At 72.6% G+C, this 18,067-nt stretch carries 10 protein-coding genes; 7 read left to right on the forward strand and 3 right to left on the reverse strand.

Translation table 11 applies throughout. From position 1 onward, the window contains the following. Positions 1 to 23: 23 nt before the first annotated feature. The 5 genes from KUM40_RS01715 (at position 24) to KUM40_RS01735 (ending at position 11,389) form a co-directional block, all read left to right on the forward strand. Entirely contained in the window at positions 24 to 1,058 is a 1,035-nt protein-coding gene (locus KUM40_RS01715; protein ID WP_217162034.1) for a MoxR family ATPase, read from the forward strand. Next, a complete protein-coding gene (locus KUM40_RS01720; RefSeq protein WP_254394397.1) occupies positions 1,058 to 6,202 on the forward strand; it encodes an SAV_2336 N-terminal domain-related protein in 5,145 nt (1,714 codons plus the stop codon). The genes KUM40_RS01715 and KUM40_RS01720 overlap by 1 nt, the downstream gene beginning before the upstream one ends. Before the next feature lie 170 nt (positions 6,203 to 6,372). Beyond that, positions 6,373 to 7,485: a rod shape-determining protein gene (locus tag KUM40_RS01725; RefSeq protein WP_217162036.1), complete on the forward strand. Its 1,113-nt coding sequence runs from the start codon at positions 6,373 to 6,375 to the stop codon at positions 7,483 to 7,485. 32 nt (positions 7,486 to 7,517) lie between these two features. Then, positions 7,518 to 8,954 carry a GAF domain-containing protein gene (locus KUM40_RS01730; protein WP_217162038.1) on the forward strand — a complete coding sequence of 479 codons (1,437 nt, stop codon included), beginning with the start codon at positions 7,518 to 7,520 and terminating at the stop codon, positions 8,952 to 8,954. 191 nt (positions 8,955 to 9,145) lie between these two features. Then, complete coding sequence (locus tag KUM40_RS01735) at positions 9,146 to 11,389, forward strand: MMPL family transporter (RefSeq protein WP_217162040.1); 2,244 nt, start codon at positions 9,146 to 9,148, stop codon at positions 11,387 to 11,389. A gap of 235 nt (positions 11,390 to 11,624) precedes the next feature. Here KUM40_RS01735 and KUM40_RS01740 read toward each other — a convergent pair whose 3' ends face one another. After that, entirely contained in the window at positions 11,625 to 13,343 is a 1,719-nt protein-coding gene (locus KUM40_RS01740; protein WP_217162041.1) for a carboxylesterase/lipase family protein, read from the reverse strand. A gap of 392 nt (positions 13,344 to 13,735) precedes the next feature. On the opposite strand from KUM40_RS01740, the gene KUM40_RS01745 reads away from it, so the two are divergent. Next, complete coding sequence (locus KUM40_RS01745) at positions 13,736 to 14,218, forward strand: MarR family winged helix-turn-helix transcriptional regulator (RefSeq protein WP_217162042.1); 483 nt, start codon at positions 13,736 to 13,738, stop codon at positions 14,216 to 14,218. Between the two features lie 250 nt (positions 14,219 to 14,468). After that, the gene (locus KUM40_RS01750; RefSeq protein WP_217162043.1) at positions 14,469 to 15,719 is read left to right on the forward strand and encodes an MFS transporter; all 1,251 of its coding nucleotides are present in this window, start codon (positions 14,469 to 14,471) and stop codon (positions 15,717 to 15,719) included. 158 nt (positions 15,720 to 15,877) lie between these two features. Here the strand turns inward: KUM40_RS01750 and KUM40_RS01755 are convergent, their stop codons facing one another. Continuing rightward, on the reverse strand, positions 15,878 to 16,999 hold the full coding sequence (locus tag KUM40_RS01755) for a lactonase family protein (RefSeq protein ID WP_308401039.1): 1,122 nt from the start codon (positions 16,997 to 16,999) through the stop codon (positions 15,878 to 15,880). 176 nt (positions 17,000 to 17,175) lie between these two features. Beyond that, positions 17,176 to 18,039, reverse strand: a complete 864-nt coding sequence (locus tag KUM40_RS01760; protein WP_254394398.1) for an ABC transporter permease — start codon at positions 18,037 to 18,039, stop codon at positions 17,176 to 17,178. Positions 18,040 to 18,067: the final 28 nt, after the last annotated feature.

Raw genomic sequence — 18,067 nt, forward strand, 5'->3', positions numbered from 1 at the left:
CGATCGCTCGGAGAGAAGAACCCATGCCCCTGTGGCCCGTCTACACCGGCGCGCCGGCCCCCCACGACGGCATCACGAAGCTCCCGCCTCCCCCGCCCTGGCGGGCCTTCGACGGCGCTCCCGTGCTCGACCCGCCCGCCGAGGACGACGACGCCCCGGCCGCCTCGCCCGACCGCGCCCACCGTGCCGCGACCTACCAGGCCACCTCGGACACGGTGCAACTGGTCAACGCGGCCCTGTACCTGCGGCGTCCGCTGCTGGTCACAGGACCGCCCGGCACCGGGAAGTCGTCCCTCGCCTACGCGGTCGCCCGTGAACTGCGGCTCGGCCCGGTCCTCCGGTGGAACATCACCAGCCGCAGCACGCTGGGCGACGGCCTCTACGCCTACGATCCGCTCTCCCGGCTGTACGCGGCGCGCCAGGCCACGCAGCAGCCCGACGCCCCGTCGGCGGCCGCCGACGCCACGGGCATCGAGGACCACCTGCGTCTCGGCCCGCTCGGCACCGCCCTGCTGCCCTACGCCCGCCCGCGCGCCCTGCTCATCGACGAGATCGACAAGAGCGACCTAGACCTGCCGAACGACCTCCTGCACGTCCTGGAGGAGGGCCAGTACGAGATCCCCGAACTCGTGCGGACCTCCCGGGACACCCCCGACGGACACGTCGAGGTGCTGATCGACGGCGCCGACCAGCGGGTGCCGGTGGAGCGCGGCCGGGTCCGCTGCAAGGCCTTCCCCTTCGTCGTCCTCACCAGCAACGGCGAGCGGGAGTTCCCGCCCGCCTTCCTGCGCCGCTGCGTCTCGCTGCGCCTGCGGCAGCCCGACGACGACCACCTCGCCGAGATCGTCCGCGCCCACCTGGGCGAGCCCGACGGGTACGCGCAGCAGCTCATCCACCGGTTCCTGTCCCGGGTGGGCAGCGGCGAACTGGCCACCGACCAACTGCTCAACGCCATCTACATGGCCCGTTCCTCCGGTCTGGGCACCGACTCCCTGGACGAGCTGGCCGAGCAGCTCATGCCGTACCTGGGCAGGTCCCCGCAGCCCGACGCCTTCTGATGCCCACCGACCGCCCCGGCTCGCCGGAACCCCTGCCCCGGCTGGCCGACATCCTCGGCCAGTCGGCCTCCGGTGTCCGCCCGACCCCGCTGGAGCTGGCCGAACTCCTGTGGCTGGCCGGGCAGATGGAACCCGACGCCCAGGACCCGCCGGACGGTCCGGCGTCCGGGACGCATCCCGAGGAGCCGACGCCGCCCGCCCCCGAAGCGGCACCGGATCGGGACGAACAGCGAGACCGGGACCGTGAATGGGACCGGGAGCGGGAACGGCAGCGACGCGGCGGACAGTGGCCGGGGCACCGGCCCCGCGGTGACCGGCCGGCGGACCCCCCTCCCGCCGCCTCCGACGACTCCCGCACTCCCCTGCGCCTGCCGTCCCCGGCCCCCGCCCCGGGCACGTCGGCGGCCCAGCCGCACAGCGCCCTGCTCGCGCCCGCCCCGCCGATGCTGCGCCACACGCTGGCGCTGCAGCGTTCCCTGCGGCCGCTGAAACGCCGTACCGACGCGCCCGTGGGCCACGAGGTGGACGAGTCCGCGACCGCCGACCGCATCGCGCGCCTCGGCGCCGACCCCCGGTGGTGGCTGCCGGTACTGCGCCCCGTACGGGAACGGTGGCTGCGCCTGCACCTGGTGCACGACGCGGGCCCCACGATGCCCGTCTGGCAGCCCCTGGTACGTGAACTGCACGCCGCGCTCGCCGAGTCGGGCGTCTTCCGCACCGTCACCCTGCACCGTGCGGACCCCGACGGCACCGTCCGCGGCGACGGAGCCCAGGCCCCCGCCGACGGCCGTACGGTCATGCTGCTGATCAGCGACTGCATGGGGCCGCAGTGGCGCGAGGGCCCGGCCGGCACCCGGTGGTTCGGCACGCTGCGCCGCTGGGCGCACCGCACGCCCCTGGCCGTCCTCCAGCCGCTGCCCGAGCAGTTGTGGCGGGACACCGCCCTGCCGCCGGTCCCGGGCCGGCTGTCGGCCCCGCACCGGGCCGCGCCCAGCGCCTCGCTCGCCTTCACGCCGTACGACAGCACCGCGCCCCGGGCCCCCGGGGCGGCCGTGCACGTCCCCGTGCTTGAGCCGGGACCCGAGTGGCTGGCGAACTGGGCCGCACTGGTCGCGAGTCCGGGCGGTACCCCGTACCCGGGCGCGGCCGCCACGCTGCACCGCCCGCTGCCGGCCGACGCCGACGACCGCACCGACGTCGGGCTGCTGTCCGCCGAGGAACTCGTCCTGCGCTTTCGCGCGAGCGCCTCCCCGCAGGCGTACCGGCTGGCCGGCCACCTCGCGCTGGGCCGCCCCGACCTGCCCGTGATGCGGCTGGTGCAGGCCGCGGTCGAGCCGGACCCGCGGCCCCAGCACCTGGCCGAGGTCATCCTGAGCGGACTGCTCACCACGGTCGCCGGGCCGTCCGGCTCCTACGCCTTCCGCCCCGGCGTGCGCGACCTCCTCCTGCGCGGGCTGCCCCGCACCGCCCGCAACCGCACCCACGAACTGCTGCTGCGGACCGGCGGACTGATCGACGAACGGGCGGGGCGCTCGCCCGGCGAGTTCCGCGCGCTGTTCCCCTCCCGGGAGGGCACCGAGAGGGCCGACGGGAGCGAGTCGTTCGCGGCGATCAGCCAGGCCAGCGCCCGGCAACTGGCCGCACGGGAGCGGCCCGCGCTCCCGTCGCCCTTCCCGGCCGTCCTGGGCGCGCGCTACCGGCCGACGCGCCGGCTGGCACCGACCGGGAAGATGTGGCTGGCGGAGGACACCACAACGAACCGGACGGTGGCGATCCGGCTGCACGACGCGGACACCGACCCCGCCTCGCGCCGCGCGTTCCTGCGGGACGCGCGCCGCCTGACGCGGGTCACCCACCCGAACGTGGTGACCGTCCTGGACGCCGGCGTCGAGGACGACATCCCCTACGTCGTCATGGAGCATCTCGACGGCATAGCGCTGGCCGCGCTGACCCGGCCGGACGACCGGCGCCTGCCGGTGCCGCTGACGGTGTCGGTGGGGGCCCAGTTGGCGCGGGCGCTCACCGCCCTGCACGAGGCGGGCGTCACGCACGGCGGCCTGGAGACCTCCCGAGTGGTACTCCTGCCGGACGGCACGGTCCGGCTCAGCCTCCTCGAACCGGGGCGCACCACGGGACCGCCGGGACGGTCCGAGGACCTGCGGGCCCTGTGCGAGATCCTCCTGCTGCTGACGTCGGGGACCTCGCACCTGGCCGTCCCGATCGACTCCAGCCGCCTCGACCGCTCGCTCGGCGCCATGCGCATCCACTACGCGCACGCCTTCGACCTGATGATGTCCGCCTCGCCGGCGGCGCAGACCCAGGGCCTGCGGCTCCTCACGGACCCGAAGTTGCCGCCCCAGGCGTCCGCGGCCTACCCGCGGCGCCGCTACCAGGCGCTCGGCCCGCTGCGCGTCACCCTGCCGGACGGCTCCCCCGACCTGCCGCCGGACGTGCGCGCGCTGCTCGCCATGCTGCTCCTCAAACACGGCCGCACGGTGACGCACGAGGAGCTGCGGTGGGGGCTGTGGGACCCGGGCAACGAGCCGCGCAACCCGCGGGGCGAGGTGACCCGGCTGGCGAGGCGCCTGACGGAGATCCTGGGCCCGGGTGTCCTGGCGACGGCCGCCCACGGCTACGCCCTGCACACCAGCGCCGACGACCTGGACCTGGTGCGCTGCGACGAGCTGGTACGGCTCGCCGACGCGGCCCGGCTGGAGGGCACGCTTCCCGAGGCCCACGGCCTGGTCACCGAGGCGCTGTCGCTGTGGCGCGACGCCGAGCCCCTCGCGGACGTGCCCGGCCCCGCCGCCCGCACCGCCCGCACCCGTCTCCTGCGGCTGCGGCTCGCCCTGCACACCAAGCGCGCCGAACTCGACCTGACCCTCGGCGAGTACGACCGGGCCTCCGCCGAACTGGCCGGCCTGCTGCGTGCCCACCCGCACCGGGAGGACTTCCGCCGCCTGTACCTGATCGCGCTGCGCCGCCAGGGCCGGGGCGAAGAGGCGCTGGAGGTGTACGAGGAGTACGAGCTGTCCGGGGGGCGGAGTCCGGCCCTGAGGGCGCTGGGCCAGGAACTGCGCGAGGAGCACGCCGGGCCGGTGGAGGACGCGCCGCCGTGGTCGGAGTACGAGCACCGGCCCGAGGGTCCGGACGCCCACGAGCCGCTCGTGTCCGCGCCGGACGAGTTGCCCGAGGGCCCCTTCCCCACGGAGGACGACCTCTGGGCACCCCTGCTGGACGACGACGCGGAGCACGACACGGCACAGGTCCCGGCGGACAGGGACAGGGACGGGGGCCCGGAACCGGAACTGGAACCGGCCGAACCGGAACCGGAACTGGAGGAACCGGAACCCGACGAGCGGGAACCTGAGGAGCTGGAACCCGACGAGCCGGAGCTCGACTTCGACACCGCTTTCCGCGCCTGCGTCCGGTACGCCCTCGCCGACGGCCCGGTGGACCACGACGCCCGCGCGGCCCTGCACGGCGTGGTCACGGACCTGCTGGCGGACAGCGGGACGGACGAGGCCTACGAGCTCGTCGACGAACCCGGTGGTCCGATCCTCGTACTGCTGGCGCCGCAGGCCGAGGCCGCCCCGCTCCTGAGGGCCACCGTCGAGGGTCTTCCCGGACGGCTGGCCCGCCTGGCCGGCCTGCGGTTGCGGGTGGAGTTCTGGCAGGTGGAGTTCAGACTGGACGGCACCGGGGAGCAGTCCCTGGGCCGCGCCGACACCGGGTCGGTCACCGCGGCCCTGGACGCCTCGGCCGCGCAGGCGGTCGTCGCCCTCTCGGACTCCCTCTACTACGACGAGGTGTGCGAGGAGGGACAGGACGGGCCCGCCTTCCCCCCGGACCTCTTCCAGCCGCTGGCCGACGACACCGGCTGGTACCGCCTGGTCGAGGACGCCGGGGACCCGGGGGCGGCGGCATCGGACGGCGGGGCGGTGAGCGGCCCCTTCCCGATGCCGGCGGACGGGCGGCTCCCCGTCGGGCGCGACGCCTCCCGGACCTTCGTCCTGCGGCTGCCCGACGGCACGCTCGCCCTGCCGGACTCCGAGCCGGTCCGGTCCGCGCCCCCGGCACTCCGCGCGGCCGCGCAGTACTTCGAGGTCGACCTGACCGAGCACCGTCTCGAGACGGGTGTGGGCGGCATCGAGGCGACGTGGCAGGTCGAGGACCCGGTGGAGGCCGTGCGCAGCCGGGCCACCGACGTGCGCGAGGTGGTCGCCGAGCTGACCAGGGAGCCTCTCGCCGCGGTCCGGGAGGGTCGCGAGTTCGATCTCGGAGAGCTCGGAGAGATCGAGGTGCCCGGATACCGGGCCGTCTGGACCCTCTCCCGGCCGAGCCGCCCCACCGCTCCCACCGCTCCCACCACGCCCACCACGCCCGCCACTCCGTCCACTCCCGCCGCTGCCGCCGTCGCGCCCCGGCCGCGCCCCGCGGCGCACTCGCCCGCGGACCTGATCGCCGGCGCCCGCTGCGTGCTCCTCGGCTTCGACGACGTGGTGGCCCGGCTGTACCGGCCCGCGGCGGAGCGGGAGGTGCTCCTGGACATCGCGGGGCTCTTCGTCGAGGAGCGCGACCCCGAGGACGCGCTGGCCGGGGTGCCGCTGCCCCGGGCCACGACGGACGGATACGCCGGCACGCTCGACTTCGTCCGGGCGCTCGCCGGCCACCGGCTCGCCCCGGACGTACGGGTCCGGCTGGACCGGCACGAGACGCGCGCGGCCCGCACGGCGCGGCCGGTTGCCCTGGCCGACCGTCTGGTGCGGGCGCTGAACACCCGCGGCGTGCCCGCCGCGGTGGTGAGCGACCGTGCCCCCGAGCCGGTCACCGCGTACCTGCGGCGGCGCGGCCTGCTGGACGCGCTGCCGGGCGGCGCGCACGGCCGGGGCGCCGACCTCGCCCGCCTCATGCCCGACCCGGACGTCCTCCACCGGGCGCTGGAGCGGCTGGACGCTCCCGCCGGTGACTGTGTGCTGGTCGGTTCGTCCGCCGCCGAGCAGTCCGCCGCACGCGCGGTCGGTCTGCCGTTCATCGGCCACTGGCCCGGCGAACGGGTACGGCGGGAGCTGACCGCGGCGGACCCCGGCGCACTCCTCGTACCGGACCTGCGCCCGTTGCTGACGGCGGCCGAGAACCGCTGACCCACCGCACCCGCCGGTCCACCGGCCGCGCCGGCCTCCACCCCCATTCAGCGGCCCCCCGCCCGGCCCCCTCCAGCGGGCGCCCGGCCCGGCCGCCGCGCACGATCGGTGCCTAAGAGGCCGGCCACCGGGCGGCCCCGCACGGTCAGCGCTCTCGGGAGGATCTGCCAATGACCGCCAGTACGGCCAGTACCGCCAGTCTGGAGCAGCTACGCCGCTGCCATTTCGCCGTCGACCTGGGCGCGGCGCGGACCCGCGTGTACGTGAAGGGCGCCGGGCTCGTCGTGGACCAGCCGTCCGCCGCGGCGATCAACACCCGCACCGGCGCGCTCATCGCGGTCGGCGAGTTCGCGGAGAAGATGACCGGCCGCACCCCCGGCTACATCCGCGTCGTGCGGCCCGTCTCCGGTGGCACGGTCGTCGACATCGAGATGGCCCAGCGCATGCTGCGGCACCTGCTCGGTGACCGGATCCGCCGCGCCCTGCGCCGCAAGCCCCGGCTGCGTGCCGCCGTCTGCACCCCGCACGACGCGGATCCGCTGTCCCAGCGGGCGGCGATCGAGACACTGGTCGGGCTCGGCGCGCGCCGGGTGGAACTCGTCGACACGCTGATCGCGGCGGCGGTCGGCTGCGGACTGCCCGTGGAACAGCCCGAGGCGACCATGATCATGGTGTGCGGCGCGCACGCCACGCAGGTCGCGGTGCTCTCCCTCGGCTCGATCGTGACCGCCGTACGCGTCCCGGTCGGCGGCGAGGCCGTGGACCACGCGATCGTGCAGCTCCTGCGCCACCAGCACGAGCTGGTGCTGCCCAGCCAGTCCGTACGTCCGCTGCAACTCGCCCTGTCCGGCAACGGTCTGACGCCGCAGGGGCCGGCGACCACCGAGATCCACGGGCGGGACGTGGCGACCGGTCTCGCGCGCAGTGTGCGGGTCGACACCGCCACCGTGCGCAACGCCATCCAGACGCCGCTGACGGCCGTGCTCGACGGCATCGGCAAGGTGCTGCGGGACTGCCCGCCGGACCTGGTCGCGGACCTCGCCGACCGCGGGATCATGATGGTCGGCGGGAGCGCGCTGCTGCCGGGCTTCGACCAGATGCTGCGTCAGGCCACCGGCATGCCGGTGCACATCGCCGAGCGGCCCGACGTGTGCGCGGTCCAGGGCCTCGGCAGCATGCTGGAGGGCCGGATCGAGCCGATCACGCTGCACCCGACGACCTCCGACGCCGGTATCGGCACCGGCACCGGCACCGACTCCGGCTCGGGCTCGGGCTCCGACTGATCCAGGACCCGCACGCACCGAGAACCGACCGGATGACCGCCCGGCCCACGCCCCGACTGACCCGTCTCCTCGAAGCCGTCCTGGGTGTCGGCACCGACCTCGACCTGCACAGCGTCCTGCGGCACATCGTGGACGGCGCCGCCGAACTCACCGACGCCGGCTGCGCGGCCCTGGCCGTCGCCGACCCCGGCGAGAGCGGCCTGGCCGAGATCCGCACCCCCGCCCCGGCCCCCGTACCGGAGACGGCACCGCGGCTGCGGGTGCCGATCCTGGTGCACGACGAGGTGTTCGGGGAGCTGCGGCTGGCCGGGCGGCCCGGTGCCGGGCCGTTCACGGTCGAGGACGAGCAGTTGCTGCGGGTCCTCGCCACACAGGCCGGCATCTCGATCGGCAACGCCCGGCTGTACGAGACGGCCCGGCAGCGCGAGCGCTGGATCGAGGGCGCGGCGGCCGTCACCACCGCGCTGCTCACCGAGGACGGCGCCGAGCAGGGCGCCGGCGACGCGCTGACGACGGTCGCCGAACGGGCCCGGCTGCTCGCCGGCGCCTCCGCTGGCGTCATCCTCCACCCGACCGCCGAGGGCGGCATGGAGATCGTGACCGCCTCGACGCCCGACGACCCGGACGGCATCGTCGGCGCGACCATCGAGCCGGGCAGCCCCGTCCTGGAGCAACTTCTGGGCGGTGAACCGGTGTTCATCGCGGACTCGGCGACCGATCCGCGCATGACGACGCACGTACGGCACCGGTTCGGGCCGAGCATGATGCTGCCCCTCCAGGCGAGCGGCCGGCTGATCGGCACCCTCGCCCTGCCCCGGCGCCGCGGGGAGCGCCCGTATACGGACCTGGAACGGCTGCTCGCGACGCAGTTCGCCTCGCAGGCCGCGCTCGCCCTCGTCCTCGCCGACGCCCGGCGTGGCAGGGAACGGCTCGCGGTCTACGAGGACCGTGACCGCATCGCCCGGGACCTGCACGACCTGGTGGTGCAGCGGCTGTTCGCCACCGGCCTGATGCTGGAGTCCACGCAGCGCCGCCCCGGTGCCGCCGACGTCCGCGACATCCTCGGCCGGGCGGTGGACGAGCTGCGGTCCACGGTCCAGGAGGTCCGTACGGCGATCTTCACGCTGCAGCAGCCCCCGGCCGACCCGCCGACCGGCCTGCGCGGCCGGGTGCTGCGCGAGACCGCGTCCGCCGCCGCCCGGCTCGGTTTCCCGCCGTCCACGCACTTCAGGGGCGCCGTCGACACCTGCGTACCCGACCGGGTCGCCGACGGCCTCCTGACCGCACTCCGCGACGCCCTGGCCGACGCATCCGCGCGCCCGGGCGTCACCCGTGTCGAGGTCACCGTCGAGACACCCGTCACGTCGCCAAAGGGCCGGGACGGGGTGCACCTGAAGGTCGTCGACGACGGCGAGGGCGGCCCGGACGAGGGGCGGGGGACGACGGTCACGTGGTGGGCGCCGCTGTGACGGACGGTGCCCACCTCCCGGACGGGCAATCGGCCTGAGAACGACCTCACACTGTTAAGTAAATCTCGCACTGCCAAAGCCCCTTGCTACCTGGATAGCGTCATGGCCGGCGACGGAGCAGCGGCTCCGCCGCACCCCCACCACCAGCGCGGGCCAAGGGTTCACGCCGTAAGAACGCAAGGAGAAAGTGCGTGTTTGAACGCATAGCCGAACTGACGATCCGCCGGTCCCGGCTGGTACTCATTGTCGCATCCGTGGCCGTGGTCCTCATGGGAGTTCTGGGCGCCGGCGCGTTCGGCAAGCTCCTGCCTGGTGGCTTCGACGACCCGTCCTCCCAGTCCAGCAGGGCCAAGACGGTCATCACCGACAGGTTCGGCGGGGAGTCGAACCTGGTCCTGCTGGTCAGTGCCCCCGAGGGCGGCGTCGACGCCGCGTCCGCCACACAGCAGGGCAAGGAACTGGCCGCCGGCCTCAAGAAGGAGGACACGGTTGCGAACGTGATCTCGTACTGGGACACGGGCAACCCGGAGCTCCGTTCCGAGGACGGCAAGCAGGCGATGGTGCTCGCCCATGTAAAGGGCGGTGACACCAAGGAGCGGGAGAACGCCAAGGAGATCATCGACGAGTACACCGGTGCGAAAGAAGCCGGGCTCACCGTCGAGGCCGGCGGCAGCGCGGCCGTGGGTGACGACATGGGGACCTACTCCTCCGAGGACCTGGTCCTCGCCGAGACGATCGCCCTGCCGCTGACCCTCCTGCTGCTCCTGTTCGTGTTCGGCAGTGTGGTCTCGGCTCTGCTGCCGCTGGCCATCGGGCTCATCGCGATCGTGGGTACGTTCGCGGAGCTCTTCCTCCTCGGCAGCGCCACCAGCATCTCCATCACCGCCACCAACCTGACCACCGCCCTGGGTCTCGGCCTCGGCATCGACTACGCGCTGCTGATGGTCAGCCGGTTCCGCGAACAGCTCGCGAAGGGCGCGAGCGTGGACGACGCCGTCCGACACACCGTGAACACCGCGGGCCGTACAGTCGCCTTCTCCGCCGCCACGGTGGCGGTCGCGCTCGCGGCACTTCTGGTGTTCCCGCAGTACTTCCTTCGCTCGTTCGGGTACGCCGGCGTCGGTGTGGTCGCCATCGCCGCCGTCAGCACCCTGTTCGTGATGCCGGCCCTGCTCAATGTCCTGGGGCACCGGGTCAACAAGGGCCGGCTGCCTTGGGCGAAGAAGACGGAGCGGCACGACGACTCCCGGGTGCCCTTCTGGGGGCGGCTTGCCCGCACGGCGATGCGGCGTCCCGCCCTGACCGCGCTGCCGGTGCTCGCGGTACTGCTGGTGGCGGCGAGTCCGCTGCTGGGCATCTCCATCGGTATCGCGGACGAGCGCTCGCTGCCCGAGGACGCCAAGAGCCGCCAGGTCTCGGCCCAGTTGGAGGAGAACTTCAACGGCAGCGACGCGGCGGCCATCCATGTGGTCATGGACCAGTCCGTGAGCAAGGCACCGCTGGGCTCGTACGCGGGCAGGCTTTCGGAGCTCGACGGCGTCGTCCGCGTCGAGGCGTCCACCGGGACCTACACCGACGGGCAGGCCGCGGCGCCCGGTCCGCGCAACGCCGCGCTCGGCCGCCCCGAGGCGCAGCGGATCAACGTGGTGAGCGATCTGACGCCGATGTCGGACGCGGCCCAGGACCTGGTCAAGGACGTACGAGCGGTCGAAGCACCCGAGGGGACGGACCCCTTGGCGGGCGGCAGGGACGCCGCGCTGGTCGACTCCAAGGACTCCATCACCAGCCTGATTCCGCTCGCCGGCGGCCTGATCGCCCTCACCACCTTCGTTCTGCTGTTCCTGTTCACCGGCAGCGTGGTGCAGCCGCTGCGGGCGCTGGTGCTCAACATCGTCAGCCTGGGAGCGGCCCTCGGCGTCATGACGTGGATGTTCCAGGAAGGCCACTTCTCCGACCTGTTCGGCTTCACGCCGCAGCCGATGGAGGTGTCGATGACGTTGCTGATGTTCTGCATCGCCTTCGGCCTCTCGATGGACTACGAGGTGTTCGTCACCAGCCGGATCAAGGAGCTGCACGACCAGGGCGCGGACAACGAGACCGCAGTGGTCAACGGCCTCGGGCACACGGGCCGCATCGTCAGCGCGGCTGCCTGCCTGCTGGCGGTGAGCTTCTTCGCCTTCGGGACGGCCGGCATCAGCTACATGCAGATGTTCGGTCTGGGCAGCGGACTGGCCGTCCTCATCGACGCCGTCGCCGTCCGGGGTGTGCTGGTGCCCGCCGCGATGCGCCTGCTCGGCCGCTCGGCCTGGTACGCGCCGCCGTTCCTGCGCAAGGTGCACGACCGCTTCGGCCTCAGTGAGGGCGGCCACGAGCCGGCGCCCGCGGCGGAGCGGACAGGGGAGCGGACCTACGAGAAGGACCCGACGGGAGTCTGACCACGCGGGACGGCCCGCCTCCCCGGACACCGTGCCTGCCTCCGTACCCCGGAGGCAGGCCTTCGACGTACTGCGCCGCACATCGCAGGAGAAGAAGGACACCGTGGTGCGGCCCGACTCGAGGAGAGCAGCGTGAACGCGTGAACAACCACATCTGCGGCCGGCGCGCCGCCTACCCGATCGGGGGTGTCCAGGACTGGCTCTTCGAACAGCGGAAGGCCGGCTGAAGCTCCCGCTACCAGGCCTCCTGAGCGGCGAAGTGCCGCTTCCAGAAGTCGAGTTTGGGAGCCGTCGCGACCCGTACCGGTCCGAAGTGCTCACCCACCTCCATGACGGTCGGTGCGCTCGGGTCGTGGACGGGCCACGCGGGCAGCCCGCGGCCGTTGGGGTCGCCCGTGGCGATGTAGTTCGCGAGGTAGGACGACATGGTGTCGGCCAGCTTCCGGTCGGTGCGGGTCCAGCCCTGGTCGGCGGGGTAGAGGCCGCCGAAGAAGTAGGCGATCTCGGAGCCGTGGTAGGCGCCGCGCAGATCGTGGTCGGGCCCCGGCGGGCGGTGGGTCCAGAAGTAGGTGCGCACGGGGCGGTCGGCGCCCCGGCTCCACTCGGTGCTCCACAGGTGGGTGCTCACCCGGGAGTTGTCGCGGACGGCGTCGTTGCTCGCGAGGGCCGCCTCGTCGTCGGTGCCCGCCGGGTACAGCGTCAGGAACTCGTCGGCGAGCGCGCCGAACTTGCGGTGCGCGGCGTTCACGTAGTCGTCGAGCGTGACGTGGACGGGCGGCGCGCCGGGGCGGTCGGGGTAGCCGGTCTCGCGCCAGTGGTCGAAGGCGGTCTCCGGTACCGCTCCGCTCTCGTCCAGGTTGTTGCCGGCCAGATACCAGACGTCGTGCTGCGCATGGCGCCGGTAGGCGTCGTGGTAGCCGGACGGAAGCACCCAGCCGTCGACGACCGGCCGGAACAGCGGCGGCTTGGCGACGGTCTTGCTGTCGACCGTCTCGTCCTTGAGCGTGGCGGCGTCGATCAGGTCCTGCCACGGCACGGCGCGCAGTTCGGCCAGGGTGGTGCCGCCGTGCGCGGCGGCGTAGGCGGTGCCCTGCTGTTCCGCGGTGGCCTTCTTCCGGTACGACGTCCCGAGATAGCGCAGTTCGGGGTCGCGGGGGAAGCGCACCTGGCTCTCGGCGACGGCCCTGCGGAACAGGCCCGAGGCGAGCGGCGAGATCGACAGCAGGTCCGTGGAGCCGGCTCCGGCGGACTGGCCGCCCACGGTGACCTGGTCCGGGTCCCCGCCGAACGCCTTGATGTTGCGCCGCACCCACTTCAACGCCGCGATCTGGTCGAGCAGCCCGTAGTTGCCCGAGGCGTCATGGCCCGACTCCCGGCTCAGCTCGGGGGTGGCGAGGAATCCGAGGGCGCCGAGGCGGTAGTTGACCGTCACGACGACCACGCCCTTGCTCGCCAGCGTCGAACCGTCGAACAGCGGGTCCGAGCCCCTGCCGCCGGAGAAGCCGCCGCCGTAGAGCCACACGTACACCGGACGCCGTTCACCGGCGTGCGACGCGCCGGTCCAGATGTTGAGGTTCAGGCAGTCCTCGCTCATGGCGAAGCCACTGCCCGCCTGCGGCGGCGCGTCTCCGAACGTGTCCGCCTTGCGTACGCCTTCCCAGGCCGGCGCGGGCCGGGGCGGGCACCAGCGGTTCTCACCGGCGGTGGTGGCCGCGTACGGGATGCCCCTGTACACCGTGACACCGTGCGGCGCGGCCGGGACTCCGGACACCGGCCCGGACTCGGTACGCACCGGCCGGTCTCCGAACGCCTGTGCGGCGGACGCCGGTTGGGCGGCGAAGGTACCGATGAGCGCACCACCGGCGGCGACTCCGGCCGTCCGCCCCAGAAAGCCCCGCCGGTCCCACAGGGGGCCGCTTCCCCGGCGCGCGCTGTGATCGTCGGGCACGTTCATGCGGGTCTCCGATCCTCGATCTTCGTTTCTTCGATCTGCGGTCTTCGGTCTTCGCTTTTCAGAACGCCTGAGACCGGAGCGGCGTGACGGTCGCCTCGGCTCTCAGCACGGTCACCCGGGAGCGGCCGGTATTCGTCCCCGACGGAGCGACGATTGTCGGACGAACGATGACGGCGAACGTAACACCGTCGTAGCGGGCCGACAAGAACAGCGCAGAGAATACGCACACTTTCGCGGCCGAAGACCGCTCTTCACCCTCCATTTTGTCGGACAAACTCGGAGGCCAAGTCGGCGTGCGAGGGTGCTCGCCACCTCACCACTCGGTGCGGTACCGGCTCGTTAGACTCGTGGCGTCACCGAACTGAGTGTTCGAGGTGTGCCGAGGGAGGGCGATGGCCGGGAGTGCGGACGACGGGGCGGTCCTGGCGAGACTGCGTACCGTCACGATGTGGCTGTCACGGCAGATGCGTGAGCCGTCCGCCGCCGAGACGCCGATCACCCCGTCCCGCTTTTCCACTCTGTGGACGGTCGACAGGTTCGGTCCGCTGCGGATGACCGACCTCGCCCGCCTGGAGAAGATCAGCAAGTCCTCGGTCACGCGCATCGTGACCAACCTTTCGGCGGACGGCCTGGTCGAGGTCGTCCCGGACGCACACGACGGCCGGTCCACCCTGGTCGGTATGACGCCCGAGGGCAGGGACGTCCTCGCGGCCACCTGGGAGCGGACGGACGCCTTCTTCCTGTCCCGCGTCTCCGGCTTCTCGGACGCCGAGAAGGTGATGCTCGAGGCCGCCGTGATGCTCCTGGAACGGCTGGTCGCGCCCGCCGAGGAACAGCCCGCGGACAGGCTCGAGCCCACGGGGACCGATTCCTGAAGCGTGAGACACAGTTGGTTCCGACTGTGTACTTCTTCCCAGGTCCGACACTCCGACCGTCGAAGCAGCCGACCACGCGACGAGCAGCACACCTGGCCGCTAAAAGCGTCTACCTGGGGGAGATCCGTTCACCACACACACTTTCTCTCTCGCAAGTAGTACCGGAACAGAACTTTAATCCGTACGATGAGGCGACGGACTCCGCTCCGATCCGGCGTAGTTCGACGTCGGTGACCAGGAAGGGAGCCTCATGCCGTCCCTTCGCCCGGGAGCCGTCGGTAGCGCGCACCTGAGCAGCTTCGCCTCGCTCAGAATCCGCAACTACCGCCTGTACATGCTCGGCCAGTGCATCTCGGTGGTCGGCAACTGGATGCAGACCATCGCGGTGGGCTGGCTGGCGCTCCAGCTCACGCACAGCGGAACCATGCTCGGCGTCGTCACCGGCGCCCGGTACCTGCCGATCCTGCTCCTGGGGGCCTGGGGCGGCCTGGTGGTGGACCGTCACGACCGTCGGCGCCTGCTCACTGTCACGCAGGTCTGCTTCGCCCTCCAAGCCGCACTGCTGACCGTGCTGTCGTGGGCCGGCCTGGTGACGTTGCCACTGCTGGTCACGATCATGCTGGTGCTCGGCTCCATCAACGTCTTCGACAGCCCGGCGCGCCAGAGCCTGATCAGTGAACTGGTCGACCGGGACCGTCTGCCCAACGCGATCGCCGTCAACTCCACCCTCGTCAACACGGCGAAGCTCGTCGGTCCGGGCCTCGCCGGAGTCCTCATCGCCGCCTTCGGGATGACTCCGTGCTTCGCGCTGGACACCCTGTCGTTCGTGGCCGTCATCATCAGCCTCCTCGCCCTGCGCGTGGCGGAGATGCGTCCCACCGAGCGGGAAGTGCACGCGAAGGGACAGATCCGCGCCGGAATCGCCTACATCTGCCGCACCCCCGAACTCCTCCACCCGATGATCATGGTTTATGTGACGGGTATGCTGACCTGGGAGTTCCCGGTGACACTTCCGTTGCTCACCACCTCGGTGTTCCACGCGGGTCCCGACGGGTTCGGCGCGGCGATGGCCGCCATGAGTGCCGGGGCGGTCCTGGGCGGGTTCGTCGTCGTGCGGCGCCCTCGGGTCACCACACGGTCCCTGTCGGTGTCGGCGGTGATCTGGGGAGTTCTGATCTGCGCCGCCGCCCTGGCGCCGAACCTGCCGCTGGCGCTGGCCGCCCTGCTGTTCGTCGGCTCCGGATCGATCACGTTCAACTCGTCGGCCAAGACGCTCATGCAGGTGGGGGCCGCGCCGCAGATGCGGGGGCGGGTGGTTTCGATCTGGACGATCGGCTGGATGGGCGGCACCGTCATCGGTGCGCCCACCGTCGGGGCGATCGGAGCGGCCAGCGGCCCCCGTAGCGCCCTCCTGGTCGGCGGACTCGCCGCGGCGGCCGTGGGAATCACCATGCTCGCCCTGTCCCGGTCCTCCCGTCGCGCAGCCTCCACCACCCGTTGATCACCGATCACCGCGTCCTTCACCGACAGGTGGCGGCGCGCGCGCCCGGAGAACACCACCGCCGCCAGGTCCGGCCGGGACCTGGCGGCGGTGGGTGGTCAGCGGCGCGCGAACCCTCTCAGCGGCACGCGAACCCGCTCAGTGGCGCGCGAACCCGCTCAGTGGCGCGCCGGACGGACACTGACGCAGCCGGGACTGGGGACGGCCACGGAGGTGCCGGTGCCCGTGAGTCGCCCGGATCGCGGGTCCACACGGAAGAGGTCGACCGATCCGCTCCCCTTGTTCGCGACGAACAGCCACCGTCCCCCGGGATGCAGGGAGAAGCTCCACGGCGTGACGCCCCCGCAGGGCAGTCGCTGCACCTCGGTGAGCAGTCCGGTTCTCGGGTCGGCCGAGAAGACGACCAGGGCGTTGTCGCCGCGATTGGAGGTGTAGACGTGCCGGCCGTCGCCGCTGATCGCCAGTTCGGCGGCGCTTGTTGTGCCGGTGTGGCCCGGGGCGTTCGTCGTCAGGATCCGGCGGGGCGTCAGCACACCCTCGCGGGCGTCCCAGCGCAAGACCTCGATGTCCGCGGTCAGTTCGTTCAGCAGATACGCCGTCCAGCCGTTCGGGTGGAAGGCCAGGCGCCGGGGGCCCGAGCCCGGTGCCGTCGCGTAGGAACCGTCTCCGTCGGGCCTGCGGGCGGACAACTGGTGCGTGGTCCGGTCGTAGTCGCGGACGAACACCCGGTCGGCACCGAAGTCGGCGACCAGGGCGAACCTGCCGCTGGGATCGACCACCACGTGGTGCGCATGCGGACCGGCCTGGCGCGGATGGGGCCCTGAACCTGTGTCCTGCACGCTGGAGGCCACCGCGCCCAGCACGCCGTCGGACCGGATCGGAACAGTCGCCGCGGAGCCGGTGGCGAAGTCGGCGACCAGGAGGGTGTCCGCTTCCGCGGTGAGGCCGATGTACGACAGTCCGCCGCTACTGCCCTGGACGGCCTCCGTCTCGAGCTCGCCGGTCTTCCGGAGAGCTCCCGAGACGTCGTCGATGCGGAAGGTGCGAATGAATCCGCCCGGCTCCCCGCCGGCTGCGTAGAGGACCGGGCGGGTCGGGTGCACCGCGACCCAGTTCGAGCTGACCTCCGCCACCGCTCCGAGGGAGGTCATGGTGGCGCGGGCGGGATCGAACCGGACGGCATGCACCTGGTCCTGGCCCCAGGTGCCCACATGGAGCAGATCCTGGTCGTGGTACCGCTTCGGGGAGGCGGCGGCCGGCGGGGCGGAAAGCAGCGGCACGGCGGTCGCGGTGGATGCCGCGACGGCTGCCAGGACGGTTCTGCGGGAAGACCGCCGGGATGCCGGCGGCCCCGCGTCCCGGGTGACGCGTGATGAGGCGTGCGGAGGTTCGTTCATCGACTGGGCTGTCCTTTCCGGACGCCGGGGTGGGTGGGCTCGGCCGGCCCGTGCGGGGCTCAGCGCTTGGGCTGCCGGCGGCGGGCGGCGAGTCCGAGCCGTTTCAGGGCGTACGTGTCCAGCGCGCCCAGCACCCCGTTGAGGCTGAGTGTCATGGCGACGAGCACGATGAGGCCGGCGAACTCGGAGGCCGCGTCGAGGTTCTGGGCCGCGGTGAACAGTTCGTGTCCCACGCCTTCGGAGGAGGCGATGAACTCGCCGCCGATGACGCCGAGGATGGCCAGCGGGCCGCCGGTCTTGAGGGCGGCGAAGAACGGGGCGGCGAGCGTCGGTATCGTCACATAGCCCATGACGTGGTGCCTGCGCCCACCCATCACCTGGACCACCTCGACGAGTTCGCGTTCCCGCAGCCGCAGTCCCAGATAGATGTTGTAGAAGACGACGAAGGCGACACCGGTCATGGCGATCGTGATCTTCGACCAGGAGCCGATGCCGAAGAACAGCAGGAACAGCGGGGCGAGTGCGATCTTCGGGATGCCGTTGACGGCTGCGACGAGCGGTTCGAGCACCCGCCCCAGGAGCGGGAACGAGCCCAGGAACAGGCCCATCACCGTTCCGGCGGCGACGCCGAGACCGAAGCCGGCCAGCACCTCGACGGCGGTCACCTTGATGTTGGTCCACCCGGCGGCCGAGCCGAGCATGTCCGTGAGCGCGTCGTACACGTCGGTGGGCTTGCTGACCGCGTACTCGGGCACGACGGGGCCGCTCATCACCTGCCACAGGACGAGAGCCAGCAGGATCACCAGGATGCGCAGCAGGATCACGGAGGTCGTGCTGTGCCAGCCCGCACGCGCCTTCTTGGTGGGCCGTCCCGCCGTGTCGGGCTCGGGCTTGGTCACAGCTTTGTCGGTGGCGATCGCCATGGTCTGCTCCCTTCCGGTTCGGTCCGGC

The sequence above is a fragment of the Streptomyces sp. AC512_CC834 genome, from assembly GCF_019049325.1.
In the GTDB taxonomy this organism is placed as follows: domain Bacteria; phylum Actinomycetota; class Actinomycetes; order Streptomycetales; family Streptomycetaceae; genus Streptomyces.

What these genes read in the sequence shown, in the direction of transcription:
- KUM40_RS01760 (WP_254394398.1), bottom strand. Translation starts at nt 18,039, where the DNA reads ATGGCGATCGCCACCGACAAAGCTGTGACCAAGCCCGAGCCCGACACG.
- KUM40_RS01745 (WP_217162042.1), top strand. Translation starts at nt 13,736, where the DNA reads ATGGCCGGGAGTGCGGACGACGGGGCGGTCCTGGCGAGACTGCGTACC.
- KUM40_RS01720 (WP_254394397.1), top strand. Translation starts at nt 1,058, where the DNA reads ATGCCCACCGACCGCCCCGGCTCGCCGGAACCCCTGCCCCGGCTGGCC.
- KUM40_RS01715 (WP_217162034.1), top strand. Translation starts at nt 24, where the DNA reads ATGCCCCTGTGGCCCGTCTACACCGGCGCGCCGGCCCCCCACGACGGC.
- KUM40_RS01725 (WP_217162036.1), top strand. Translation starts at nt 6,373, where the DNA reads ATGACCGCCAGTACGGCCAGTACCGCCAGTCTGGAGCAGCTACGCCGC.
- KUM40_RS01750 (WP_217162043.1), top strand. Translation starts at nt 14,469, where the DNA reads ATGCCGTCCCTTCGCCCGGGAGCCGTCGGTAGCGCGCACCTGAGCAGC.
- KUM40_RS01730 (WP_217162038.1), top strand. Translation starts at nt 7,518, where the DNA reads ATGACCGCCCGGCCCACGCCCCGACTGACCCGTCTCCTCGAAGCCGTC.
- KUM40_RS01740 (WP_217162041.1), bottom strand. Translation starts at nt 13,343, where the DNA reads ATGAACGTGCCCGACGATCACAGCGCGCGCCGGGGAAGCGGCCCCCTG.